Annotated in this window: 15 protein-coding genes and 1 pseudogene; 12 read left to right on the forward strand and 4 right to left on the reverse strand. The window is 67.5% G+C overall.

From position 1 onward, the window contains the following. From AC07PT_RS12275 to AC07PT_RS12315, 9 genes and pseudogenes are all read left to right on the forward strand, one after another. Window positions 1–1,575, forward strand: coding sequence for a formate dehydrogenase beta subunit (locus AC07PT_RS12275; protein ID WP_494656796.1), 1,575 nt, complete (start codon window positions 1–3; stop codon window positions 1,573–1,575). Between the two features lie 10 nt (window positions 1,576–1,585). Continuing rightward, window positions 1,586–4,525, forward strand: a complete 2,940-nt coding sequence (gene fdhF / locus AC07PT_RS12280; protein WP_494656797.1) for a formate dehydrogenase subunit alpha — start codon at window positions 1,586–1,588, stop codon at window positions 4,523–4,525. Between the two features lie 34 nt (window positions 4,526–4,559). Continuing rightward, window positions 4,560–5,393: a formate dehydrogenase accessory sulfurtransferase FdhD gene (gene fdhD, locus AC07PT_RS12285; RefSeq protein WP_494656798.1), complete on the forward strand. Its 834-nt coding sequence runs from the start codon at window positions 4,560–4,562 to the stop codon at window positions 5,391–5,393. A 3-nt stretch (window positions 5,394–5,396) separates the two neighbouring features. Beyond that, on the forward strand, window positions 5,397–5,666 hold the full coding sequence (locus tag AC07PT_RS12290) for a formate dehydrogenase subunit delta (RefSeq protein ID WP_494656799.1): 270 nt from the start codon (window positions 5,397–5,399) through the stop codon (window positions 5,664–5,666). Between the two features lie 112 nt (window positions 5,667–5,778). Further along, window positions 5,779–6,588 (forward strand): sterol desaturase family protein, encoded by an 810-nt coding sequence (locus AC07PT_RS12295; RefSeq protein ID WP_494656800.1) that lies wholly within the window; start codon window positions 5,779–5,781, stop codon window positions 6,586–6,588. Between the two features lie 119 nt (window positions 6,589–6,707). Further along, window positions 6,708–7,205 (forward strand): midcut-by-XrtH protein, encoded by a 498-nt coding sequence (locus AC07PT_RS12300; RefSeq protein WP_494656801.1) that lies wholly within the window; start codon window positions 6,708–6,710, stop codon window positions 7,203–7,205. A 28-nt stretch (window positions 7,206–7,233) separates the two neighbouring features. Continuing rightward, window positions 7,234–7,398, forward strand: a complete 165-nt coding sequence (locus AC07PT_RS12305) for an IS66 family transposase (RefSeq protein WP_494656802.1) — start codon at window positions 7,234–7,236, stop codon at window positions 7,396–7,398. 144 nt (window positions 7,399–7,542) lie between these two features. Then, a pseudogene (locus AC07PT_RS12310) lies at window positions 7,543–8,349 on the forward strand (IS5 family transposase). Window positions 8,350–8,508: 159 nt separating this feature from the next. Further along, entirely contained in the window at window positions 8,509–10,017 is a 1,509-nt protein-coding gene (locus AC07PT_RS12315; RefSeq protein WP_494656803.1) for an amino acid permease, read from the forward strand. A gap of 82 nt (window positions 10,018–10,099) precedes the next feature. On the opposite strand, the gene AC07PT_RS12320 is transcribed toward AC07PT_RS12315, so the two are convergent. Both AC07PT_RS12320 and AC07PT_RS12325 read right to left on the reverse strand, forming a co-directional pair. Then, the gene (locus AC07PT_RS12320) at window positions 10,100–11,176 is read right to left on the reverse strand and encodes a 2,3-butanediol dehydrogenase (RefSeq protein WP_494656804.1); all 1,077 of its coding nucleotides are present in this window, start codon (window positions 11,174–11,176) and stop codon (window positions 10,100–10,102) included. A gap of 74 nt (window positions 11,177–11,250) precedes the next feature. Then, on the reverse strand, window positions 11,251–13,053 hold the full coding sequence (locus AC07PT_RS12325) for an NAD(P)/FAD-dependent oxidoreductase (RefSeq protein WP_494656805.1): 1,803 nt from the start codon (window positions 13,051–13,053) through the stop codon (window positions 11,251–11,253). A 334-nt stretch (window positions 13,054–13,387) separates the two neighbouring features. Here AC07PT_RS12325 and AC07PT_RS12330 point away from each other — a divergent pair, with 334 nt between their 5' ends. Continuing rightward, complete coding sequence (locus AC07PT_RS12330) at window positions 13,388–15,343, forward strand: sigma-54-dependent Fis family transcriptional regulator (protein ID WP_494656806.1); 1,956 nt, start codon at window positions 13,388–13,390, stop codon at window positions 15,341–15,343. 304 nt (window positions 15,344–15,647) lie between these two features. Here AC07PT_RS12330 and hpaI read toward each other — a convergent pair whose 3' ends face one another. Together hpaI and mgtA are read right to left on the reverse strand one after the other, a co-directional pair. Next, on the reverse strand, window positions 15,648–16,460 hold the full coding sequence (hpaI, locus tag AC07PT_RS12335; protein WP_494656807.1) for a 4-hydroxy-2-oxoheptanedioate aldolase: 813 nt from the start codon (window positions 16,458–16,460) through the stop codon (window positions 15,648–15,650). A gap of 96 nt (window positions 16,461–16,556) precedes the next feature. Continuing rightward, window positions 16,557–19,316, reverse strand: coding sequence for a magnesium-translocating P-type ATPase (gene mgtA, locus AC07PT_RS12340; RefSeq protein WP_494656808.1), 2,760 nt, complete (start codon window positions 19,314–19,316; stop codon window positions 16,557–16,559). Window positions 19,317–19,430: 114 nt separating this feature from the next. On the opposite strand from mgtA, the gene AC07PT_RS12345 reads away from it, so the two are divergent. Together AC07PT_RS12345 and AC07PT_RS12350 are read left to right on the forward strand one after the other, a co-directional pair. Then, a complete protein-coding gene (locus tag AC07PT_RS12345; protein WP_494656809.1) occupies window positions 19,431–20,966 on the forward strand; it encodes a C13 family peptidase in 1,536 nt (511 codons plus the stop codon). Between the two features lie 125 nt (window positions 20,967–21,091). After that, window positions 21,092–23,611 carry an ABC transporter permease gene (locus AC07PT_RS12350; RefSeq protein ID WP_494656810.1) on the forward strand — a complete coding sequence of 840 codons (2,520 nt, stop codon included), beginning with the start codon at window positions 21,092–21,094 and terminating at the stop codon, window positions 23,609–23,611. The last annotated feature ends 33 nt before the right edge of the window (window positions 23,612–23,644 follow it).

The following is a 23,644-nucleotide window of genomic DNA, read 5'->3' on the forward strand; positions in this document are numbered from 1 at the left end:
ATGAGCACCAAGATCCGTGTTTTCGTGCCGCGTGATTCTGCCGCCCTGGCCGTGGGGGCCGACGAAGTGGCCCAGGCTCTGCAAGCCGCGGCCGGCGACGCCATCGAGCTGGTGCGCAATGGCTCGCGCGGCCTGTTCTGGCTGGAGCCGCTGGTGGAGGTCCAGACCGCCGCCGGCCGCGTGGCCTATGGTCCGGTGAGTCCCGAAGACGTGCCCGGTCTGCTGGCCGCTGGCCTGTTGCAGGGGGCGGAGCACGCGCTGCGCCAGGGCATCACCGAGCAGATCCCCTACCTGGCGCTGCAGGAGCGCCTCACCTTCCGCCGCATGGGGGTGACCGATCCGCTGAGCCTGGCCGACTATGAGGCCCATGAGGGTTGGGTCGGCCTGCGCCGAGCGCTGTCGCTGGATGGCGCCGGCATCATCCACGAGGTCACCCACTCGGGCCTGCGCGGGCGCGGCGGGGCGGCTTTCCCGGCCGGCATCAAATGGAAGACCGTGGCCCATGCCCAGGCGGCGCAGAAGTACATCGTCTGCAATGCCGACGAAGGCGACTCGGGCACCTATTCGGACCGCATGACCATGGAGGGCGATCCCTACATGCTGATCGAGGGCATGACGATCGCGGCCTTGGCCGTGGGCGCGACCCAGGGCTACATCTATGTGCGCTCCGAGTACCCGCATGCGGTGGCCACGCTGAACGAGGCACTGGCCCGGGCCAAGGCCGCCGGCTTCATCGGGGACTCGGTGCTGGGCAGCGGCCATGCTTTCCACCTGCAGGTGCGCATGGGCGCTGGCGCCTACGTCTGCGGCGAGGAGACCGCCCTGCTCGAAAGCCTGGAGGGCCGGCGCGGCATCGTGCGCGCCAAGCCGCCGTTGCCGGCCTTGAAGGGCCTGTTCGGCCAGCCCACGGTGATCAACAACGTGATCACCTTTGCCTCGGCGCCCATCATCCTGGCGCGCGGCGCCCCCTTTTACCGCGACTACGGCGTGGGCCGATCGCACGGCACGCTGCCTTTCCAGCTTGCCGGCAACATCCGGCACGGAGGCCTGGTCGAGAAGGCCTTTGGCCTGACCCTGCGCGAGCTGGTCTACGGCTTTGGCGGCGGCACCGCCTCGGGTCGGTCCATCAAGGCCATCCAGGTCGGTGGCCCGCTGGGCGCCTATGTGCCTGAAGACAAGTGGGATGTGCCGCTGGACTACGAAGCCTATGCCGCCTTTGGCGGCGTGGTGGGCCACGGCGGCATCGTGGTGCACGACGACACGGCCAACCTGGCCCGCCTGGCCCGGTACGCGATGGATTTCTGTGCCCTGGAGTCCTGCGGCAAGTGCACGCCCTGCCGCATCGGCTCCACCCGGGGCGTCGAGGTGATCGACCGCATCACCGCCGGTGGCCCGCAACAGCCCCAGCAGGTGAAGCTGCTGCGCGACCTGTGCGACACCATGCTGCATGGCTCGCTGTGCGCCATGGGGGGCATGACCCCGTACCCGGTGCTGTCGGCCCTCAACCATTACCCGCAGGACTTCGGACTCACCGTGCCCAACGTGCCCGCCACCCAAGCTACCCAAGCCGTCTGAGGAGTTCAACATGCTGGCTCATCTGAAAGAAACCGACCACGGCACCCCGCTGCGGGCGTCCGACAACGCCGTCTCGCTGGAGATCGACGGTGTGCAGGTGACGGTGCCCGAGGGCACTTCCTTGATGCGTGCCGCGGTGGATGCCGGGGTGCGCGTGCCCAAGCTCTGCGCCACCGACAGCCTGGAGCCCTTTGGCTCGTGCCGGCTGTGCCTGGTCGAGGTGGAGGGCCGCAAGGGCTTTCCGGCCTCGTGCACCACCCCGGCCGAGGCCGGCATGAAGGTGCGCACGCAGAGTCCGCGCCTGCAGGAGCTGCGCAAGGGCGTGATGGAGCTGTACATCTCCGACCACCCGCTGGACTGCCTGACCTGCTCGGCCAATGGCAATTGCGAGCTGCAGGACATGGCCGGTGTCACCGGCCTGCGCGAGGTGCGCTACGGGCTCGATGGGGCCAACCACTTCCGGGGCGACTGCAAGCCCGCGGTGGACGACTCCAATCCCTACTTCAGCTACGACGCCAGCAAGTGCATCGTCTGCAACCGCTGTGTGCGGGCCTGCGAAGAGACCCAGGGCACGTTTGCGCTGACCATCCAGGGCCGAGGCTTCGAGTCACGCGTCTCGCCGGGCCAGGGGCAGTCGTTCATGGAGTCCGATTGCGTGAGCTGCGGCGCCTGTGTCGAGGCCTGCCCCACCGCCACGCTGCAGGAGAAATCCATCATCCAGCTCGGCCAGCCCGAGCACAGCACCATCACCACCTGCGCCTACTGTGGCGTGGGCTGCGCCTTCAAGGCCGAGATGAAGGGCAACGAGGTGGTGCGCATGGTGCCCTGGAAGGACGGCCAGGCCAACGAAGGTCATGCCTGTGTCAAGGGTCGCTTTGCCTGGGGCTATGCCACCCACCAGGACCGCATCACCACGCCCATGATCCGCAAGAGCATCGACGACCCCTGGCGCGAGGTCAGCTGGGAAGAGGCCATCGGCTACGCGGCCAGCGAGTTCCGTCGCATCCAGGCCGAGCATGGTCGCGACTCGATCGGCGGCATCACCTCTTCGCGTTGCACCAACGAAGAGACCTACCTGGTGCAGAAGCTGATCCGGGCGGCCTTCGGCAACAACAACGTGGACACCTGCGCCCGGGTCTGCCATTCGCCCACCGGCTATGGCTTGGGCCAGACCTATGGCACCTCGGCCGGCACCCAGACCTTCAAGTCGGTCGAGAAGGCCGACGTGATCCTGGTGATCGGTGCCAACCCCACCGATGCCCACCCGGTGTTCGGCTCGCGCATGAAAAAGCGCCTGCGCGAAGGCGCCCAGTTGATCGTGATCGACCCGCGCCGCATCGACCTGGTGAAGTCGCCGCACATCCGTGCTGCCCACCACCTGCAACTGCGCCCCGGCACCAATGTGGCCGTGATCAGCGCCATGGCCCACGTGATCGTCACCGAAGGCCTGCTGGACGAGGCCTACATCGCCGAGCGCTGCGACGACAAGTCCTTCCGCGAGTGGCGTGAGTTCGTGGCCCGCCCCGACAACTCGCCCGAGGCCATGGAAGCCGTCAGCGGCGTGCCGGCGGCCGAGCTGCGCGCCGCGGCCCGCCTGTATGCCACCGGCAACAGCGAAGGCCGCAAGACCGAGCGCCAGGTCAACGCCGCCATCTACTATGGCCTGGGCGTGACCGAGCATGCCCAGGGCTCCACCATGGTGATGGGCATTGCCAACCTGGCCATGGCCACCGGCAACGTGGGCCGTGAAGGCGTGGGCGTGAACCCGCTGCGCGGACAGAACAATGTGCAGGGCAGCTGCGACATGGGCAGCTTCCCGCATGAGCTGCCCGGCTACCGCCACATCAGCGACAGCACCACCCGCGGCCTGTTCGAATCGGCCTGGGGTGTGACGCTGAACCCTGAGCCGGGCCTGCGCATCCCCAACATGTTCGAGGCCGCCCAGCAAGGCAGCTTTCTGGGCCTGTACTGCGAGGGCGAGGACATCGTCCAGAGCGACCCCAACACCCAGCATGTGATCGATTCGCTCAAGGCCATGCAGTGCGTGGTGGTGCAGGACCTCTTCCTCAACGAGACCGCCCAGTACGCGCATGTGTTTCTGCCGGGCTCGTCCTTCCTCGAAAAGGACGGCACCTTCACCAATGCCGAGCGCCGCATCTCGCGGGTGCGCAAGGTGATGCCACCCAAGGCCGGCTACGCCGACTGGGAGGTGACCCAGATGCTGGCCAACGCCCTGGGCTACCCCATGAACTATTCGCATCCCGAAGAGATCATGAACGAGATCGCGGCGCTCACGCCCAGCTTTGCCGGCGTCAGCTACGCCAAGATCGAGCGCCTGGGCAGCGTGCAGTGGCCCTGCAACGACAGCACCGACGAAGCCGGCACGGCCATCATGCACGTGGACCGCTTCGTGCGCGGCAAGGGCCGCTTCATCATCACCCAGTACGTGCCCACCGACGAAAAGGTGACCCGCAAGTACCCGCTGCTGCTGACCACCGGGCGCATCCTGTCGCAGTACAACGTGGGGGCCCAGACCCGACGCACCGCCAACAGCCAGTGGCACGCTGAGGACCGGCTTGAGATCCATCCGCACGACGCCGAGGAGCGCGGCATCCGCCAGGACGACTGGGTGGGCATCCAGAGCCGCGCGGGCGAAACCGTGCTGCGCGCCACCCTCACCGAGCGCGTGGCGCCGGGCGTGGTCTACACCACCTTCCACTTCCCCGAGTCGGGCGCCAATGTGATCACCACCGACAGCAGTGACTGGGCCACCAACTGCCCCGAGTACAAGGTGACGGCGGTGAACGTGATGCCGGTGCCCCAGGCCGCAGGGCAGGGTGCCGACCGGGCCGATCACCAGTCCGAACCTCAGTCGGCGTGGCAGCGCAGCTATGCTCAGTTCCATGAAACCCAGCTCGAACTGCTGCATGCCGCCAGCCAGGGCGAATGAGCCCGCCCCGGCCCCACCGTCTTCGCCGACCGCCATGAAACCTGACGACCAGCCTCGCCAACCCGAAGGCTGCGCCCCGGTGCCGGTGCGTCGCTGGCGCGACGGCCAATGGCATGAGGTGTCGGACCTGGTGGCCCGTGAACGCCCGGTGGCCCTGGAGTACAACGGCCTGTCCCATGCCGTGATGCTGGCCACCCCCGATGACCTGGCCGACTTTGCGCTGGGTTTCTCGCTCACCGAGGGGCTGATCGAGCGGGCCGAGCAGCTCTATGGCATCGACGTGGACGACAGCCCGGCCGGCATCACCCTGCGCATCGAGGTCGCCTCGGCCTGTTTTGTGCGCTTCAAGGACCAGCGCCGCAGCCTGGCCGGGCGCACTGGCTGCGGGCTGTGCGGCGCTGAAAACCTGAGCCAGGCCGTGCGCCAGGTGGCGCCGGTGCTGGCTGAGCACCGTTTCAGTCCGCAGGCCCTGAGCCAGGGCATGAGCCGGCTGCGCGCCCGCCAGCCCCTGCTGGGGGCGACCGGGGCCACCCATGCGGCCGGCTGGTGCGATGCCTCGGGCCAACTGCACCTGGTGCGCGAGGATGTGGGCCGCCACAACGCCCTCGACAAGCTGATCGGTGCGCTGATGCAACGCGGCCAGCCGCTGCAGGCCGGGACCGGCTTCATCGTGGTCACCAGCCGCGCCAGCCACGAGATGGCCCAGAAGGCCGCTGCCGTCGGTGTGCCGCTGCTGGCCGCCGTGTCCGGGGTGACCGAGCTGGCGGTGCACACCGCCGAGTCGGCCCGCCTGTGCCTGCTGGGCTTTGCCCGCGGCGATGATTTTTCCGTTTACAGCCACGCCTGGCGCGTGGACCCAGAGGCCTGAGCCATGAGCAGCAATCCGCACACCCAGAACCTGATCGTGATGGCCAATCGCATCGGCCAGTTCTTCGAGTCCATGCCCGACCGTGCCGAAGCCCTGGCGGGCGCCGCCGACCACATCCGCAAGTTCTGGGAGCCGCGCATGCGGGCGGAATTCCTGCAGCAACTCGATGCCGAGGCCGGCCAGTCCTTGCGCCCCTTCATGCGCGAGGCCGTCATGGCCCACCGTGCGCGCCTCAGCGAGGCCTTGCCGCCTGCTCACGAAGAGAGAAATTGAAGCAGCCCCATGTCCGCGCTGATTGGCGTGGACATGAATGTGCGATGGTGGGGGCTCTGGCTAGCTGACTTGGCCCTTTGCGTACCGTTAAAGTGCAGGAATGCTTGAACACATGTTTGCCGCCCTGGGGCGATCCAGCATCGAACCAACGCTGATCTTTTCGATTGTCGTGATGATGATCTGGGAAAACTGGCGTCCATTTCGTTTGGTTTCCCAAAGCTCCGTGGGCCACACGACGGTCAATTTGCTGTTGACGGCACTGAACCATGGCATGGTGCTTGTTTTGACACCCTGGCTCTATCTGGGCTGCTTGGAGCTCTTGGGGAGTGAATGGAAGGGTTTGCTTCCGATATGGGCGCCGGGCATCGCGTGGGCCTCTGTGCTCATCCTTTTGGCCACAGAGTTGACCACCTATTGGGTCCATCGGATATTCCATGCGGTGCCTGCACTTTGGCGGGTGCATTCCGTTCACCATTGCGACACGGCAGTCGATGTGACAACCGCACATCGTCATCATCCTCTTGAGGTGTTGGTGGGTAGCACCGCGACACTCTTGGTGCTAATTGTGATGGGGCCTGATGTCGGGGTTGTGATCGCCTACAGCCTGTTCCATATCGTGATGGCTGCTTTCAGTCACAGCAATATTGCGTTACCCGAGCGGCTGAACCGCATCCTCTCGCCTGTGCTTGTCACGCCGGACTTTCATCGTCTGCATCATGCGTCGGACCCGCATTTCACCAACAGCAACTATGGTGCAGTTCTCACTTGTTTTGATTGGATTTTTGGCACAGGCCAGCACCTATCGGGAGACAAGGCGCACGAATTGGAGTACGGGCTGGAGTACCTCCGTGCCGATAGCGATTCAAGACTGGACCGGTTATTGACACAGCCCTTTCGTGCAGTCTTTCCGCCAGTTCGTTGAAGTGACCTGTCCGGCGCAGCCTGCCAAGGACTTTCGTGCCTGGAGAGGTTCCCTTCGTCGGAGTCCTGCCGAGTGTTACATTATTTGACATTGAGCAATAAAGCTCTCTGAGCAGGCAAATGATGATGAAAAAATGGGTACGAGGTGCGGGCCTTGTTGCGGTAGGCACCTTCACACAACTGGCTTTTGCTGGTGTTGGCATTGTCATCACTTATGCGCCGGCAGGGACATCGAGTGTTCCAACAATGTCCGAGTGGACATTGCTCGCATTGGCTGCAATGGTTGCGCTTGTGGCCTATCGATTTCTCCGGCAACGACTTAACGGCCAACCTTTGGCTGCTGTATTTTTGACTGTGGCGGTGGGTACATTGACCTTCCTTGGGGGGCACTTTGGAAATCAAGCGCTCGCGCTGCCTCCGACCGACTTGTCCATGTCGCTGTCGGGTGGCGGAACGGTCAACCTCACGTGCCAAAATTCGGGCAATGTTGTGAACAACGCCAGCGTGCCCTTGAAAATTGTCAGCGTGACTGGCGGTGTCAATCTTGGCGGCACATGCATTACGCTGCCAACCGTTCAGCCGTTGGCGCTTTGTACAGTGACCAATTTCTGCATCTGACCAGAAAGCCCGGCAACATTTAGCTTGGATGTGCCCCGGCAAGGCCATCGATTACAGCCTCACGCGCTTCTTGGCTCAACCGGCTTTGCCCATTGACAACCACGACGACGAACAGCAGATCCGCCCTTGGACAACGGGTCGAAAGAACTGTCTGCTTGTGCTTGCAGGCCCCCAATGGCGGGCCAACGAGTGACGGCTATCACGAGCCGATTCAGATCGCCCAACTCAACGGGCTTGACCCCTGCGAGTACCTGCGCGACGTGCTGGCAAGACGGCTAAGAGTGGCTTATATGACTCATTTCTGAAGGCCTGCGGAGCAGTTATGCTCTTTGCCCCCATGGCCCGACGTCCCGTAAGCAACGAACTGTGGCAGCAGCTACAGCCCTGGATCCCCGCCTTTGTTCCATCCACCAAGGGAGGCCCTCGCCAGCGCACTGTCGGCGATGAGGAAGGCCTCAATGGAATCTCGTTTGTGCTTCAAACAGGCATGCCGTGGGATGACTTGCCTCAATCCATGGGCTTCGGCAGTGGCATGACATGCTGGCGTCGATTGCGTGATTGGCAGACCGTCGGGGTGTGGGAGCAGTTGCACCACGCGATGCTGTTTCGCCTGCGTGAGCAGGACTAGATCGATTGGGAACGAGCCAGCATTGACGGCTCGACAGTCCCAAGCCCCCGGGGGCCAACAAACAGGGCCCAACCCAACCGACCGGGGCAAACTGGGCTCCAAACGGCATATCGGCGTAGACGCTCGGGGCATTCCTTTGGTGGTGTTGGTCAGCGGGGCCAACCGGCATGATTCCATGTTGTTTGCGCCATGCATTGACGCCATACCAGCACTGAGAGGACTGTCGGGTCGCCCACGCAAACGCCCCAGAATACTGCATGCGGAAAGGGCTATGACTACCGCCGTTGCCGGTCCTATTTGAAGGCTAAAGGCATCTTGTGCAGGATTGTCCGCCGAGGCGTTGAAAGCAGTCAAAGGCTGGGGAAACACCGCTGGGTTGTCGAGTGCACCCACGCATGGTTTGCAGGGTTCGGAAAGCTGCGGATCCGATTTGAGAGGCGGCTCGATATCCATCAAGCCTTGCTCAAGTTGGCCGCAGCCGTCATCCGTTCTCGATTCGTGGACCGGTCGTGTTAGCCACGCTAACACCGCTCGGTACTGTGATTTAACCGCTGAGTGGGTTGACCCCACAAGGGGCCGCGCTTGACAAGGTGGTGGCGTTTTTAATCAGCGACCCCCGCCCCGGTCTGGCGCCTTGCCCGCCGGGCGAGCCGGGGCGCGAGCCTGCCCACCGCCATGAACCCACCGTCCAGTTTTGTTCCTGTCCGTGCCGATGCCTCGGCCCCGGGCCTGAAACGCTCGCTGCAGGCGCGCCACCTCAGCATGATCGCCATCGGCGGCTCCATCGGCACCGGCCTGTTCGTGGCCTCGGGTGCCATGGTGTCGCGGGCCGGCCCCGGTGGGGCCCTGCTGGCCTACGTGCTGATCGGGGCCATGGTGTATTTCCTCATGAGCAGCCTGGCCGAGCTGGCGGCCTACATGCCGGTGGCGGGCTCGTTTTCCACCTACGGATCGCTGTACGTCGATCCCGGCTTCGGCTTCGCCCTGGGCTGGAACTACTGGTACAACTGGGCGGTCACGGTGGCGGTCGAACTGGTGGCGGCGCAGCTGGTCATGCAGTATTGGTTCCCGACCGTGCCGGGGGTGTGGTGGAGCGCCTTGTTCCTGCTGGTGGTGTTCGCATTCAACGTGATCTCGGTGCGAGGGTTTGGCGAGGCCGAGTTCTGGTTCGCGCTGATCAAGGTGTTGACCGTGCTGTGCTTTGTGGTGCTGGGCCTGTTGATGATCCTGGGCGTGTTCCGCGGCCAGCCCAGTCCGGGGCTGAGCCACCTCACCCACGGCGAGGCCCCGTTCGTGGGGGGCATGCCGGCGCTGCTGGGCGTGGTGATGATTGCGGGCTTCTCGTTCCAGGGCACCGAGCTGGTGGGGGTGGCCGCCGGTGAATCGGTCGACCCGGCACGCAACATCCCGCGCGCAGTGCGGCAGGTGTTCTGGCGCATCCTGTTGTTCTATGTGCTGGCGGTGGGTGTGATCGGTGTGTTGCTGCCCTACACCGACCCCAACCTCATCAAGACCGACCTGCGCGAGGTGGGCGTGAGCCCCTTCACCCTGGTGTTCGAGCGCGCTGGTCTGGCCCTGGCCGCCGGGGTGATGAACGCGGTGATCCTGACGGCGGTGCTGTCGGCCGGTAACTCCGGCCTGTACGCCTCCACCCGAATGCTCTACAACCTGGCCGTCGAGGGCCGGGCCCCGGCCGTCTTCAGTCGCCTGAGCCGCCAGGGCGTGCCGGTGCCGGCCCTGCTGGCCACCACGGCCATGGGGGCCCTGTGCTTTCTGAGTTCGCTGGGCGAGGGGCAGACGGTGTACCTGTGGCTGCTGAACCTGTCGGGCATGACGGGCTTCATCGCCTGGCTGGGCATCGCCGTCAGCCACTACCGCTTCCGGCGCGGCCTGATGGTGCAGGGCATCGACATCGCCGGCCTGCTGCCCTATCAGTCACCGTTTTTTCCGTGGGGGCCCTTCTTTGCCTTTGGCATGTGTCTGCTGGTGGTGCTGGGGCAAAGCTTTGACGCCTTGCGCGGCAGCGGGCCCGTGCCCTGGGGCGATCTGATCGCCACCTACCTGGGCATTCCGGTGTTCGGGGCCATGTGGTGGGGCTGGCGCCTGGTGCATGGTTCGCGCCTGGTGCCTTATGCCGAGATGCATTTCCCGGGCGCGCTGGCGCACCGGCGCCGGCCTCAGTAGACGGCGCCGCTGCGGGGCAGAGAGGCCACGCCCGAGGCGTCGGGGCCTCCAGAAAATCGGCCGCGCTCCGGCGGCCGACGGGCTACCCCGCCGGCTGGAACCGCGGCTGCACGATGATCTTCACCGCCGACTCGTTGTTGTGGATCAGCGTGTCGAAACCCTGGGTCACCAGGTCCTCCAGCTGGATGCGCTGGGTGATGAAGGGCGCGAGCTTGATCTTGCCCTGCTCGACCAGTTGGATGGTGGCCTGGTGGTCGTTGCAGTAGGCGATGGTGCCGCGCACGTCCAGCTCCTTCATGACCACGCTGTGCACGTTGACCGTGGCCGGGTGGCTCCAGATGGACACGATCACCACCACGCCCGTGGCCTTCGTCACGGCCACCAGCGTGTCGAGCACCTGGTTGACGCTGGAGCATTCGAACGCCACGTCCACGCCCTTGCCGCCGGTGAGCCGCATCACCTCGGCCACCACATCCACTTCGGAGGGGTCGAGGATGTGGTCGGCCACGCCCGACTCCCGTGCCTTTTCCTTGCGTTTGGCGCTCAGTTCGGTGATGAAGACGGTCAGGCCCTTGGCCTTCAGGACGGCGGACAGCAGCAGACCGATGGGGCCGGCCCCGCCCACCAGCGCCACGTCGCCCGCCTTGGCGCCGCTGCGGGTGTAGGCATGGTGGCCCACGGACAGCGGCTCGATCAGCGCGGCCTGATCCAGTGGAATGGCCTTGGAGATCGGATGCACCCAGCGGCGCTTCACGGCAATCCGCTCGGACAGCCCGCCGCCGCGCCCGCCCAGGCCGATGAAGTTCATGTCCTTGGACAGGTGGTAGGGGTCGCCCGGCCCCGTGGGCACGTCGTCGGCCACGATGTAGGGCTCCACCACCACGTGCTGGCCGACCTCGATGTCGTTCACCCCCGCGCCCACGGCGTAGACCACGCCTGAGAACTCATGCCCCATGGTGATGGGCGCAGACTCCCCCGAGATGGGGTGCGGATGGCCGCAGGGCGGGATGAAGATCGGCCCCTCCATGAACTCATGCAGGTCGGTGCCGCAGATGCCGCACCAGGCCACGGCGATGCCCACGGTGCCGGGCTCCACCACGGGTTCGGGGATGTCTTCGATGCGGATGTCGCCACGGGCGTAGAAACGTGCTGCTTTCATGATTCAACTTTCTGGTCTGTAGGGCTGGGTCGTGGGGCGGCAGGGCCGCCCCACGGGAGATCGTGAACCGGTGCTTACCGCAGGTGGTGCACCTGCTGCAGGCCGTAGACCTGCACGGGCAACCCTTCCTGGCGCGCCTTGAGCTGTAGCGCCAGGTACTGCGAGTAATGGCGCGACTGGTGCAGATTGCCGCCGTGGAACCACAGCGCCTGCTGCTGCGTGGGCTTCCACATATTGCGCTGCTCGCCCTCCCAGGGGCCTGGGTCCTTGGTGGTGTCCGAGCCCAGGCCCCAGACCTTGCCCACCTTGTCGGCCACTTCCTGGCTGATCAGGTCGGCCACCCAGCCGTTCATCGAGCCGTAGCCGGTCGCGTAGACCACCAGGTCGGCCGGCAGCTCGGTGCCGTCGTCCAGCACCACCGCGTTTTCCGACAGGTGGCTGATCTGCTTGCCCGCCTGCAGCTTGATGCTGCCGTCGATCACCAGATCGCAGGCGCCCACATCGATGTAGTAGCCCGAGGCGCGGCGCAGGTACTTCATGAAAAGGCCCGAGCCGTCATCGCCGAAGTCCAGCATGAAGCCGGTCGCCTCCAACTGGCGGTAGAACTCCGCGTCGCGCTCGCGGATGCGGTCGTACAGCGGCACCTGGAAGTCGGCCATGATGCGGTAGGGCAGCGAGGCGAAGACCAGGTCCGCCTTCTTGGTCGTCACGCCGCTGGCCACGGCGCGCTCCGAATACAGGTCGCCCAGGCCGATGTCCATCAGCGAATCGGAACGCACGATGTGGGTGGACGAGCGCTGCACCATGGTCACGTCGGCGCCATGCTCCCACAGGGCCGCGCAGATGTCGTGCGCAGAGTTGTTGGCGCCGATCACCACCACCTTCTTGCCCGCGTAGGCGTCGGGGCCCGGGTGCTGCGACGAGTGCTGCTGCTCGCCCTGGAAGACCTCCTGGCCCTTGATCTTGGGCACGTTCGCCTTGCCCGACATGCCGGTGGCGAACACCACATGCTGGGGGCGCAGCACCAGCGTTTCGCCATCACGCTCCACGCTGACTTCCCACGCCTGGCTGGCCTCATCGAAGCGGGCGTTGAGGCAGTTGGTGGAGGGCCAGTAATTCACCTCCATCACCTTGGTGTACATCTCCAGCCAGTCGCCAATCTTGTCCTTGGGGGCGAACACGGGCCAGTTGTCGGGGAAAGGCATGTAGGGCAGGTGGTCGTACCAGACCGGGTCGTGCAGGCACAGCGACTTGTAGCGGTTGCGCCACTGGTCGCCAGGGCGCGCCTGGCGGTCGATGACGATGTGCGAGACCCCCAACTGGCGCAGCCGCGCACCCAGCGCAATGCCGCCCTGGCCGCCACCGATGACGAGCACGAAAGGCTGGGTGTCGCGGCCCAGTTCCTGGGCCTCCTGCTGGCGGCGCTCCAGCCAGGTCTGGCGGCCGCGCCGGATGCCGTGCTCGGCCCCCATGGGGCGGCGCGTGCCCAGGGGCTCTTCATGCCCCTTGAGTTCCTGGGCGGCCGTCAGCAGCGTCCAGATGCGCCCGTCCTTGATGCGCACATGGCCGCTGCCGCGCGCATGGCGCGTGTCGACCACGATCCAGGCGGACACCAGGCCGTCGGCTTCTTCCACCGCCTCGCGCTCGTCCAGCGAAAAGCGCACGGGCGCCACGGCGTCGAGCTGGGCGGCCAGCATGTCGGCGATCTGGTGGCGCCCTTCCAGGGTTTTGAGGTTCCAGGTCAGCAGTACCAGGTCGCGCCAGTAGCATTCGTCGGCGAACAGGCGGCTGGCGCCCGCGGCATCGCGGTCTGCCAAGGCCTGGTTGAGTGAGTCGAGCAGCGCCTGCGCGTGGTCGCGGGCCGTGTCATGGGTCATGGTTGTCTCCTGGAGGGTGGTTGTCATGCCCGTTGGCTTTTCTTCGGGCAGGCGTTCCAAGGCAATCGCCATGCCAGGCAGGAGGGGCCCGCCGGACAGGCAGGCCATGCCAGGAAAATCAATGACTTGCGTGCAGGTCCCCGGCACAAACCCTGGGCCCAGGGCCCCGCTTTTCACCCCTGCCGCGCGCGACAGCTGGCGCAGCCTTGCGACACCTGTCGCACCAGGCCTGCTGCAGTGCAGCAGCGGCAGTGGGTAAACCTCCATTGGCGCGAGCAGGCACGGGGCACAGAATCGTCTGCGGCACGTTCACAGACCGCATCGAATCCCTCCCATGACCCTGCAGTCCTACGCCTCGCACGTCCAGGAAATCGAAGCCTTCGGCCTGGGCTACTCCAACCGTGGGCAAGAGCGCGACCGCGCGGTGCTGCGCAGCTGGCGCCGTTGCATCGATTCGCACCGGCTCGATCCGGCCCGTACCAGCGAAGCCCATGTCGTCACCGAAGGCCAGTTGCGCACGCACCGCGAGGAATCCGAACCGCTGATCCACATCGCCCGCCAGGGCCTTGAGCGGCTGTACCAGCAGCTCAAGGGCCTGGACTACGTGCTGCTGCTGGCGGACCGGCATGGTGTGGCGGTGGACTTCATGGGGCATGAGGCCGATACCGGCGACCTGCGCCGTGCAGGCCTGTACCTGGGCGCGCAATGGCGCGAGGACCACTCCGGCACCTCGGCCGTGGGGGCCTGCCTGGAAACGGGCGAAGCGTTGACCGTGCACCAGAGCGACCATTTCGACTTCACCCACACCAGCCTGTCCTGCACGGCCGCGCCGATCTACGACCTGCGCGGCGAACTCGCGGCGGTGCTGGACCTGTCGCTGCTGCGCTCGCCCGTCGAGCGGGCCAGCCAGAACCTGGCGCTCAACCTCGTCGTGGCCGCTGCGCGGCGCGTGGAGCAGGCCAATCTGATGGCGCAGTCCGGCCAGGACTGGGTGGTGCGCCTGGCCCAGTCGCCCGATTTCCTCGACGTCGATCCCGACGCCTCCATCAGCGTCGACGCACGTGGCCGCATCCGCGCCATGACCCACGCGGGCGCCCGCCTGCTGGCCGCCGTCGCGCAACTGGACTGGCGCCAGCGCCAGAGCCTCATCGGCCAGCCGCTGGAGCGTTTCTTCGACCTGGACCTGCGCGACCTGCCCGAGCTGCGCCGCCATCGCCCGGCGCAGGAGCGCCTCATCCGCGCCCGCGATGGCAGCATCCTCTTCGCCCACGCCATGGAGCCGCAGCGCCGGACACGCCGCCCGCCCGCGCAGGCAACGCCGCCGCAGCCCCCCCTGCCTGCCGCGCTGCAGGCGCTGGAAAAGGGCGATGCCGCACTGCAAGCGCTGCTGCGCAAGGCCGCCCGGCTTGCGCCGCAAGCGCTGCCGATCCTGGTGCAGGGGGAGACCGGCGCAGGCAAGGAATACCTGGCCCGTGCCCTGCATGCCTGCAGCGGTCGCAGCGGCGCCTTTGTCGCCATCAACTGCGCAGCCATTCCCGAGGCCCTGCTGGAAAGCGAGCTGTTCGGCTACTTGCCCGGCACTTGGACCGGCGGCGCCAGCAAGGGCCGCGAAGGGTTGATCGCCGCGGCACACGAAGGCACGCTGTTCCTCGACGAGATCGGCGACATGCCGCTGGCCCTGCAGGCCAAGCTGCTGCGGGTCTTGTCCGAATCCGAGATCACCCCGTTGGGGGCTCGTGCGCCCCGGGCGGTGTCCGTGCGCTTCATCTCGGCCTCGCACCGGCCGCTGGCCGAGCTGGTGCGGTGCGGCAGCTTCCGCGAAGACCTGCTCTACCGCCTCAACGCCGCCGAGCTGCACCTGCCTGCGCTGCGCCAGCGCAGCGACCTGCAGGCCCTGGCCGACCAGATGCTGGCCACGTTCGGCAGCCATCTGCACCTGGGCGACGCCGCGCGCGCCCTGCTGGCCGCGCACGCCTGGCCCGGCAACCTGCGCGAGTTGCACAACGCGCTGCGCTACGCCGCAGCCCTGTGCGGGCAGGATGGCGACGGCAGCATCGAGCCCGAGCACCTGCCCGATCCGCTGAGCGTCGCCCCACACGGCACCGCCTTGGCCCACCCCACCGGCGCGCCCGGCGCACCCGATGCCCAGGCGCTGGCGCAGTTGCTGGCGCAATGCCAGGGCAATGTCTCCGAGGCGGCCCGCCAACTCGGCGTCAGCCGCTCCACCATCCACCGCCGCATCCAGCAGCTCCAGCTTGGCGTGCGGCATGCCCAATGGCGCGGGCCCTAGAGCGCGCTTCATCCGACAGCCCACGCGATCGGCCGCCGCGGCCCTGGCCACGGACGCCTGCCGGGCCTTGGCCGATTCGCCTCAATGGCCTTTTTGCGCCGACCGCATCTCCTGCGTGATCGGCCAGGATGGCCAGGTCCGCTTGGTGCATGTGGGCCCGGACCCGGATCAGCCTGTGCGCCAGACCGAGGCGGCGGTCAAGCGGCCGACGGGCAAATGGCTCACCGGCCGCAGCGCCAGGTTCGCGCGCCGATGTGTGGCACCGCAACACCTGGGCCATCGAGCCCCCCGCCAGGCCAAGCCGTCAATAGACCGCGCCGGCGCGCGGCGCCGCGGCGGGGGCCTGGGCGCCCAGAAAATCGGCCGCCAGGCGGCGTGCCGCCTGCGCATACAGCGACACATCCACGCCCACGGCCACAAAGGTGGCGCCCAGGGACAGGTAGTGGCGCGCCAGTTGCGTGTCGGAGGTCAGGATGCCGGCCGCCTTGCCGGCGCCGACGATGGCCCGGATGGCGCCTTCGATGGCCGCCTGCACCTCGGGGTGGCCGGGCTTGCCGCGGTGGCCCATCGAGGCGGCCAGGTCGGCCGGGCCGATGAACACGCCGTCCACGCCCTCGACGGCGGCGATTGCGCTCAGGTTCGTCAGGGCGGTCACGCTCTCGGCCTGCACCAGCAGGCAGATCTCGTCGTCGGCCACATCGAGGTAGTCGGCGCGCAGGCTCCAGCGCGAGGCGCGGGCAATGGCGCTGCCCACCCCGCGGATGCCCTTGGGCGGGTATTGCACGGCGCGCACCATCAACTCGGCCTGCTCGGCCGTGTCAACCATGGGGATCAGCAGGTTCTGGGCGCCGATGTCGAGCAACTGCTTGACCAGCGCCACTTGGCCTTCAACGGCGCGCACCACCGGTTGTGAGCGGTACGGTGCCACCACCTGCAACTGCTGCAAGGTGGTTTGCAAGGTGTTGGGGGCGTGCTCGCCGTCGATCAACAGCCAGTCGAAGCCGGCGGTGGCGCTGACCTCGCTGAGGTAGGGCGAGGCGGCCGACAGCCACAGGCCGATCTGGGCGCGCTTTTCGCGCAGGGCTTGCTTGAAGGGGTTGGCGGCCGGCTTGCTCATCGGGTGGGAACTCCTGAAAGTGGGGCCGGCGCATCGGCTCGGCCCGCGGTGAATGTCACAGATTGTTGATTCTGCGTCTTTTTGCTGTTGCAGTGCTCATTGCCAGCCAAAGCGCCCGGCATACCAGCGCTTGACCCCCGTGGTCAGCAGGCCATAGCCCAGCAGAATCAGCAGCAGCCAGCCAAAGTAGGCCGGGGGCAGGGCCTGCAGCCTGAAATACCCGGCCAGCGGGCCTTGCACCAGGAAGATGCCCAGCGCGGCCACCCCCGCGGTCATGCCCAGCAGCAGCGGGGCAGGGCGGCTTTGCACAAAGGGCAGCCTGGGGCTGCGCAGCAGGTGCACGATCAGCGTCTGCGTGAGCAGTCCCACCACGAACCAGCCCGACTGGAACAGGGTCTGCCGTGCCTCGCTGTTGGCGCCGAAGACCCACCACATGAGGGCAAAGGTGGCGATGTCGAAGACCGAACTCAGCGGCCCGAAATACACCATGAAGCGGCCGATGCCCTCGGGGTTCCAGCGCAGCGGCTGCTGCACCAGGGCCTCGTCGACCCGGTCAAAGGGGATGGCGGTCTGCGAGAAGTCGTACAGCAGGTTCTGCACCAGCAACTGCAGCGGCAGCATGGGCAAAAAAGGCAAAAAGGCGCTGGCCACCAGCACCGAGAACACGTTGCCGAAGTTCGAGCTGGCTGTCATGCGCAGGTATTTGAGCAGGTTGCTGAAAGTGCGCCGCCCCTCCAGCACGCCCTCTTGCAGCACCATCAGGCTTTTTTCCAGCAGGATGATGTCGGCCGCCTCCTTGGCGATGTCGACCGCGCTGTCCACCGAGATGCCGATGTCGGCCGCGCGCAGCGCGGGGGCGTCGTTGATGCCATCGCCCATGAAGCCCACCACATGGCCGTTGCGGCGCAGCGCCCGCACGATGCGCTCCTTGTGCAGCGGCGTCAGCTTGGCAAACAGCTGGTGCTGCTCCACGCAGCGGGCCAGGGCCGCATCGTCCAGCGCGTCCAATGCCGGGCCCAGCACCACCGGCTGCACCGGCAGGCCCACTTGGGTGCAGACGCGGGCCGTCACCAGTTCGTTGTCGCCGGTCAGCACCTTGACGGCCACACCGCTGGCGGCCAGGGCCTGCAGGGCGGGGGCGGTGGACTCCTTGGGTGGGTCGAGAAAGGCCACGTAGCCGATCAGGGTGAGCCCGCTCTCGTCGGCCACGCCGAACACCGTCTGATCCAGTGGCAGCTCTTTCATGGCCACGGCCACCACGCGCAGGCCCTCGCGGTTGAGCTGGGCGGCCACCTCACGTACCCGGGCCAGCAATTCGCCGTCCAGGGCTTGTTCGCAGGGGCCCTCGGGGCATTGGGCGTCCTGGGTGCGGACCCGGCTGCAGATCGCCAGCATCTCCTCCAGTGCGCCCTTGCAGATCAGCTCGTGGTGGTGGTCCTGCTCGGCCACCACCACCGACATGCGCCGGCGCACAAAGTCGAAGGGGATCTCGTCCACCTTGCGGTAGTCCTGTGCCAGGCGCAGTTCGGTGGCCATCTCCACATGCTCCAGCACGGCCCGATCCAGCAGGTTCTTCAGGCCGGTCTGGTAGTGGCTGTTGAGGTAGGCGAACTTCAGCACCTCGTCGCTGCGCTGGCCGAACACATCGGTGTGGCGCTCCAGCACGATGCGGTCCTGCGTCAGTGTGCCGGTCTTGTCGGTGCACAGCACGTTCATGGCCCCGAAGTTCTGGATCGCGTCCAGGCGTTTCACGATCACCTGCTGGCGCGACAGCATCACCGCGCCCTTGGCCAGGGTGGTGGTGACGATCATGGGCAGCATCTCGGGCGTCAGGCCCACCGCCACCGACATGGCAAACAGAAACGCCTCACCCCAATGCCCCTTGGTGAAGCCATTGACCAGCAGCACGATGGGCACCATCACCAGCGCAAAGCGGATCAGCAGCCAGCTCACGCTGTTGACCCCGCTCTGGAAGGCCGTCACCGTGCCATCGCCCGCGTTCATGTGGGCGGCCACGGTGCCGAAGTAGCTCTGGTTGCCGGTGGCCAGCACCACGGCCGTGGCCGAACCCGACACCACGTTGGTGCCCATGAACAGCAGGTTGTGCTGCTCCAGCGGGCCCTGGCCAGGGCCGGCCTCGGGGTGCTGCGGGTCGTGCGCACTGACAAACTTTTCGACCGGCATCGATTCACCGGTCATGGCGGCCTGGGCCACGAACAGGTCGCGGGCGCTCAGCACCCGGCAGTCGGCCGGGATCATGTCGCCCGCCGACAGCTGCAGGTGGTCGCCAGGCACCAGTTCGCGCAAGGGGCGCTCCTGAGCCTGCGGGGTCGCGCTGCCGGCCGGCACCCGCCACACCGTGGCGGTGTTGCTGACCAGGGCCTTGAGCGCCTCGGCGGCGCGGCTGGAGCGCGCCTCCTGCACGAAACGGACGACCGTGCTCAAGGCCACCATGCTGCCGATCACCACCGTGGCCTTGCTGTCATCGGTCAGCCACGACACGGCCGCCAACAGGGTCAGCAACAGGTTGAAGGGGTTGTTGTAGGCCCGCCACAGGCGCTGGGCGGCGGTGGGCGGCTTGTCGTGGGCCACCTCGTTGGGGCCGATGCGGCGAAATCGCTCGGCCGCCTCGGCCTCGGTCAAGCCGCCGGCGGGCGCCTGCAACTGCGCCAGCAGTTGCTCAGGGGTGGCCTGGGCGGCCCGCATCAGCATGGGCACCAGCGGGTCGGCGGCGCCGGGCCGGGCTTCGGGTGGATGGGCCAGGCTGTGGTCCAGCCAGGCGTGGCGGCCAAACAGGCGGTTGGTGTAGCGGCGGCGCAGCAGGGGCGCCAGCCAGCGGGGCAACAGGGCTCGCATGTCAGAGGGCTTTCGATGGGGCAGGGCGGTCTGGAACGACAAACCGGCTATGGCGGGATCATTGCGCGCCCATATGCCTAGTTTGACCGTTCAGCTTGCTGGCATCATGACGGGATGACGAACAGTTACGAATCCGAGGACTGGAACGACACGGTCGCCGTCGACGACGAAGACACCGCCCCCCTGGCCCTGGCCGATGCGGCCGGTCCGATCTGGGCCGTGGGTGAGGCGCGCCCCTATCCCCCCGAGCGGGTGTCCATCGGGCGCTGGATGCTGGGCGGCCTGAGGGCCGGCTTTTTCGTGTCGCCGGGCGTGGGTCATGCCCAGCCTTCGCCCTTTCAGGTGCTGTTGCTCACGGTGCTGGCTTCGGGGCTGTTGTTGGGCTTGGCCCGGCTGGAGGTGCCCGGCCCCGCCCTCTTTGACTGGCGGGCCTGGCTGGTGCCCTGGTGGATGACGCTGCTGTCGCTGTGGGGCGCCTGGTTTGCCCTGCCGCCCGAGCGCGTGGCCGAGATCGATGACGACCCCTGGCACCTGCGGGGGCTGGGCACCTGGTTTGCGCTCAGCTCGGGCGTGGCCTTGCCGGCACAGCTGGTGCTGCAGGCCCTGTCGATCGCCGTGGTACGCGAATGGCTGCCGGCCCAGACCATGGCCCTGCCATGGATCTACTGGGGCCTGTACCTGGGCCTGACGGTGTGGCTGTGGGCGGCGGTGGTGCGCTTGACCGCGCGTTTTGCCGGCCCGCGCTGGCGTCTGGGCCTGTTTGCGGCCTTGCTGGCCGGCCTGTTCGCCCTGGCCATCTGGCAGTTCCCGGACCGCCCCTGGGCGCCCGACGAGAGTGCAGAACTGGCCGCCGCCGACACCCCCGAGCCCCCGCGCCTGCACCTGAGCCAAGGCGTGTTTGAGGCCCAGCAAGCCCTGTGGCCTGCCGCCGAACAGGGCCTGGCGGCGCAGCGCGATGGCGTGGTCGATGTCTATGGCCTGGTGTTTGCGCCCGACGGCAGCGAGGCGGTGTTCCGCCGCGAAAGCCAGCTGATGGCTGATGTGTTGCGCCAGCGCTTTGATGCCGAAGGTCGGGTGCTGCACCTGCTGAACAACCCCGAGACCGCCACCACCTTGCCCTGGGCCACGCCTGAGAACCTGGGCCGTGCCATCGGCCTGCTGGCCACCCACATGGACCGCGAACACGATCTGCTGGTGGTGTACCTGACCTCGCACGGGGCGCAGAACTTTCAACTGGCGGCCAGCAATGACCCGCTGGAGGTGGCCCCGGTCGACCCCGGCCTGCTGCGCCGGCTGCTGGACGAAGCCGGCATCCGCAACCGCGTGATCATGGTGTCGGCCTGCTTTGCCGGCGGCTGGATCGAGCCCTTGGCCACCGACACCAGCCTGGTCATCACCGCGTCGGATGCCGAGCACACCTCGTACGGCTGTGGCCGCCTGTCGGAGCTGACCTTTTTCGGCCGGGCGGTGGTCGACGAGCAACTGCGCCAGACCCATTCCTTCACCCAGGCCTTTGAGCGGGCCCGCCTGGTGATTGGCAAACGAGAGGTCGAGGCCGGCAAGCCCGACGGTCCGTCGAACCCGCAGATGCGCCTGGGCGCCGGCCTGGTGCCGGTGCTGGGGGCGTTGGAGGCGCGGCTGGGGCCTTGAGCAGTGGCCGAAGAGCCTGGCGCGACCTGAGGCCAGGGCGTGCCAGCGGGTCGATCTGAGCGCCACCTCCGGTCTTGGCCCTCCGCCCACCACGGCTGACACAGCTTTGCGCTATGGTGGCGCGCATGAAGCCTTCATTTTTCAGTCTGGGGTGGCGCACCCTGTGGCGTGACCTGCGCGCCGGCGAGTTGCGCCTGTTGATCGTGGCCGTGACCCTGGCGGTGGCGGCCCTCAGTGCGGTGGGTTTTTTTTCGGACCGGCTCAAGGGCGGGCTGCAGCGCGATGCCCGCCAACTGCTGGGCGGCGACGCGGTGCTGGCCAGCGACAACCCGGCCCCGGCCGCCTTTGCCGAGCGGGCGCAGGCCCTGGGCCTGCAGGTGGGGGCCACCCAGACCTTTCCGACCATGGGGCGGGCGGCCGACGAACAGGGCGGCGCCAGCCGCCTGGTGGCGCTGAAGGCGGTCAGCCCCGGCTACCCCTTGCGTGGCCAGTTGCTGGTCTCGGCCACGGCTGACGGCGCCGGCGAGCCCACGCGCGAGGTGCCGGCACCCGGCGAGGCGTGGGTGGACGCGGCGGTGCTCGAATCGCTGGACCTGCACCTGGGCGACCCCCTGCTGCTGGGCGACAGCCGCCTGCGCATTGCGCGCGTGCTGGTGTTGGAGCCCGATCGTGGCGCCGGCTTCATGAACTTTGCCCCGCGGGTCATGGTGCGCGAATCCGACCTGGCGGCCACCCGCCTGGTGCAGCCAGCCAGCCGCATCAACCACCGGCTGGCCGTGGCGGGCGAGGGCCCGGCCATCAAGGCCTTCACCGATTGGGCCGAGGCCGAGATGAAACGCAGCGGCCTGCGGGGTGCCCGCATCGAATCCCTGGACAGCGGCCGCCCCGAGATGCGCCAGACCCTGGACCGGGCCGAAAAATTCCTCAACCTGGTGGCCTTGCTGGCCGCCTTGCTGAGTGCCGTGGCGGTGGCGCTGGCCGCCCGCGGCTTTGCCGCCAGCCACCTGGACGATTGCGCCATGCTGCGCGTGCTGGGGCAGAGCCAGCGCACCATCGCGCTGGCCTACGCCTTTGAGTTTGTGCTGGCCGGTGTGGCCGCCAGCCTGCTGGGCGTGGCCCTGGGCTATGCGGTGCACTATGCCTTTGTGGCCCTGCTGGCAGGCCTGGTGGATGCGGCCCTGCCCGCTGCCACGGCCTGGCCCGCGCTGCTGGGCCTGGGCATGGGCCTGACCCTGTTGGTGGCCTTTGGCTTGCCGCCGGTGCTGCAACTGGCCCAGGTGCCGCCGCTGCGCGTGATCCGGCGCGACCTGGGCGGGCTCAAGCCGGCCTCGTTGCTGGTGCTGGGCTTGGGCGTGGCGGGCTTTGCCGCCTTGCTGATGGCCGTCAGCAGCGACCGCCTGCTGGGCCTGATCGCGGTGGGGGGCTTTGCAGGCGCCGTGCTGCTGTTTGCCGGCCTGAGCTGGCTGGCCGTGCAGGCCTTGCGCCGCAGCGTCAATGAAAGCACCGCGCCGCGCTGGCTGGTGCTGGCCACCCGCCAGGTCTCGGCCCGCCCGGCCTATGCGGTGGTGCAGGTCAGTGCCTTGGCCGTGGGCCTGCTGGCCCTGGTGCTGCTGGTGCTGTTGCGCACCGATCTGATCAGCAGCTGGCGCCAGGCCACGCCACCCGATGCGCCCAACCGCTTTGTGATCAATGTGCTGCCCGAGCAGGCGGGCGATTTTCAGGCCGCGCTGCGCCAGGGCGGCGTGCGCCAGTTCGACTGGTACCCCATGATCCGGGGCCGCCTGGTGGCCATCAACGGCCAGCCCGTCAAGCCCGAGGACTACCCCGGCGAGCGGGCCAAGCGCCTGGTCGACCGTGAGTTCAACCTGTCCAACAGCGCCGAGCGCCCCCCGCACAACCCGGTGGTGGCGGGCCGTTGGACCCCCGACGAGGCCGGCGCGGTGAGCGTCGAAGAGGGCATTGCCCAGACCCTGGGCCTGAAGCTGGGCGACCAGTTGCGCTTTGACATTGGCGGCGTGCAGACCGAATCGCGCATCACCTCGCTGCGCAAGGTGGACTGGGGCTCGCTGCACGCGAACTTCTTCGTCATCTACCCGGTGGCCAGCCTGCCCGATGTGCCGGTCACCTACCTGGCGGCCTTCCGGGCCCCGGCCCAGCGCGGCTTTGACAATGCCCTGGTGCGGCAGTTTCCGAACATCACCAGTGTGGACATGAGCAGCACGCTCAATCAGATCCAGCGCGTGCTGGACCAGGTGGTGCAGGCGGTGGAGTTCCTGTTCGCCTTCACCCTGGCCGCCGGCCTGGTGGTGCTGTTTGCCGCCGTCACCGCCACCCGTGAAGAGCGCGCCCGCGAGTTCGCCATCATGCGCGCCGTGGGCGCCAGCAGCCGCCTGCTGCGCCAGGTGCAGGGCGCCGAACTGCTCGGCGTGGGCCTGCTGGCCGGCTTTCTGGCCAGCGCCGTGGCCGCCGGCGTGGGCTGGGGCCTGGCCCACTTTGTGTTCGAGTTCGCCTGGACCGCCTCGCCCTGGGTGCTGCTGGGCGGCGCCGCGGCCGGCGCCGTGCTGGCCCTGGCCGCCGGCTGGTGGGGCCTGCGCGAGGTGCTGCGCCGGCCGGTGGTGGAGACGCTGCGGCGGGCTGCGGGGTGAGGCTCGGCCTGGGGCGGTGTCGAGCCGAAAACT

It is taken from the genome of Curvibacter sp. GW821-FHT09D12 (genome assembly GCF_059416245.1).

Bases quoted from the DNA above. Each gene is read 5' to 3' on its own strand.
- AC07PT_RS12295 (WP_494656800.1), top strand. From the start codon at position 5,779: ATGTTTGCCGCCCTGGGGCGATCCAGCATCGAACCAACGCTGATCTTT.
- AC07PT_RS12300 (WP_494656801.1), top strand. From the start codon at position 6,708: ATGATGATGAAAAAATGGGTACGAGGTGCGGGCCTTGTTGCGGTAGGC.
- fdhD (WP_494656798.1), top strand. From the start codon at position 4,560: ATGAAACCTGACGACCAGCCTCGCCAACCCGAAGGCTGCGCCCCGGTG.
- AC07PT_RS12350 (WP_494656810.1), top strand. From the start codon at position 21,092: ATGAAGCCTTCATTTTTCAGTCTGGGGTGGCGCACCCTGTGGCGTGAC.
- mgtA (WP_494656808.1), bottom strand. From the start codon at position 19,316: ATGCGAGCCCTGTTGCCCCGCTGGCTGGCGCCCCTGCTGCGCCGCCGC.
- AC07PT_RS12275 (WP_494656796.1), top strand. From the start codon at position 1: ATGAGCACCAAGATCCGTGTTTTCGTGCCGCGTGATTCTGCCGCCCTG.
- AC07PT_RS12305 (WP_494656802.1), top strand. From the start codon at position 7,234: ATGTGCCCCGGCAAGGCCATCGATTACAGCCTCACGCGCTTCTTGGCT.
- fdhF (WP_494656797.1), top strand. From the start codon at position 1,586: ATGCTGGCTCATCTGAAAGAAACCGACCACGGCACCCCGCTGCGGGCG.
- AC07PT_RS12320 (WP_494656804.1), bottom strand. From the start codon at position 11,176: ATGAAAGCAGCACGTTTCTACGCCCGTGGCGACATCCGCATCGAAGAC.
- hpaI (WP_494656807.1), bottom strand. From the start codon at position 16,460: ATGAGCAAGCCGGCCGCCAACCCCTTCAAGCAAGCCCTGCGCGAAAAG.
- AC07PT_RS12290 (WP_494656799.1), top strand. From the start codon at position 5,397: ATGAGCAGCAATCCGCACACCCAGAACCTGATCGTGATGGCCAATCGC.
- AC07PT_RS12345 (WP_494656809.1), top strand. From the start codon at position 19,431: ATGACGAACAGTTACGAATCCGAGGACTGGAACGACACGGTCGCCGTC.
- AC07PT_RS12315 (WP_494656803.1), top strand. From the start codon at position 8,509: ATGAACCCACCGTCCAGTTTTGTTCCTGTCCGTGCCGATGCCTCGGCC.
- AC07PT_RS12330 (WP_494656806.1), top strand. From the start codon at position 13,388: ATGACCCTGCAGTCCTACGCCTCGCACGTCCAGGAAATCGAAGCCTTC.
- AC07PT_RS12325 (WP_494656805.1), bottom strand. From the start codon at position 13,053: ATGACCCATGACACGGCCCGCGACCACGCGCAGGCGCTGCTCGACTCA.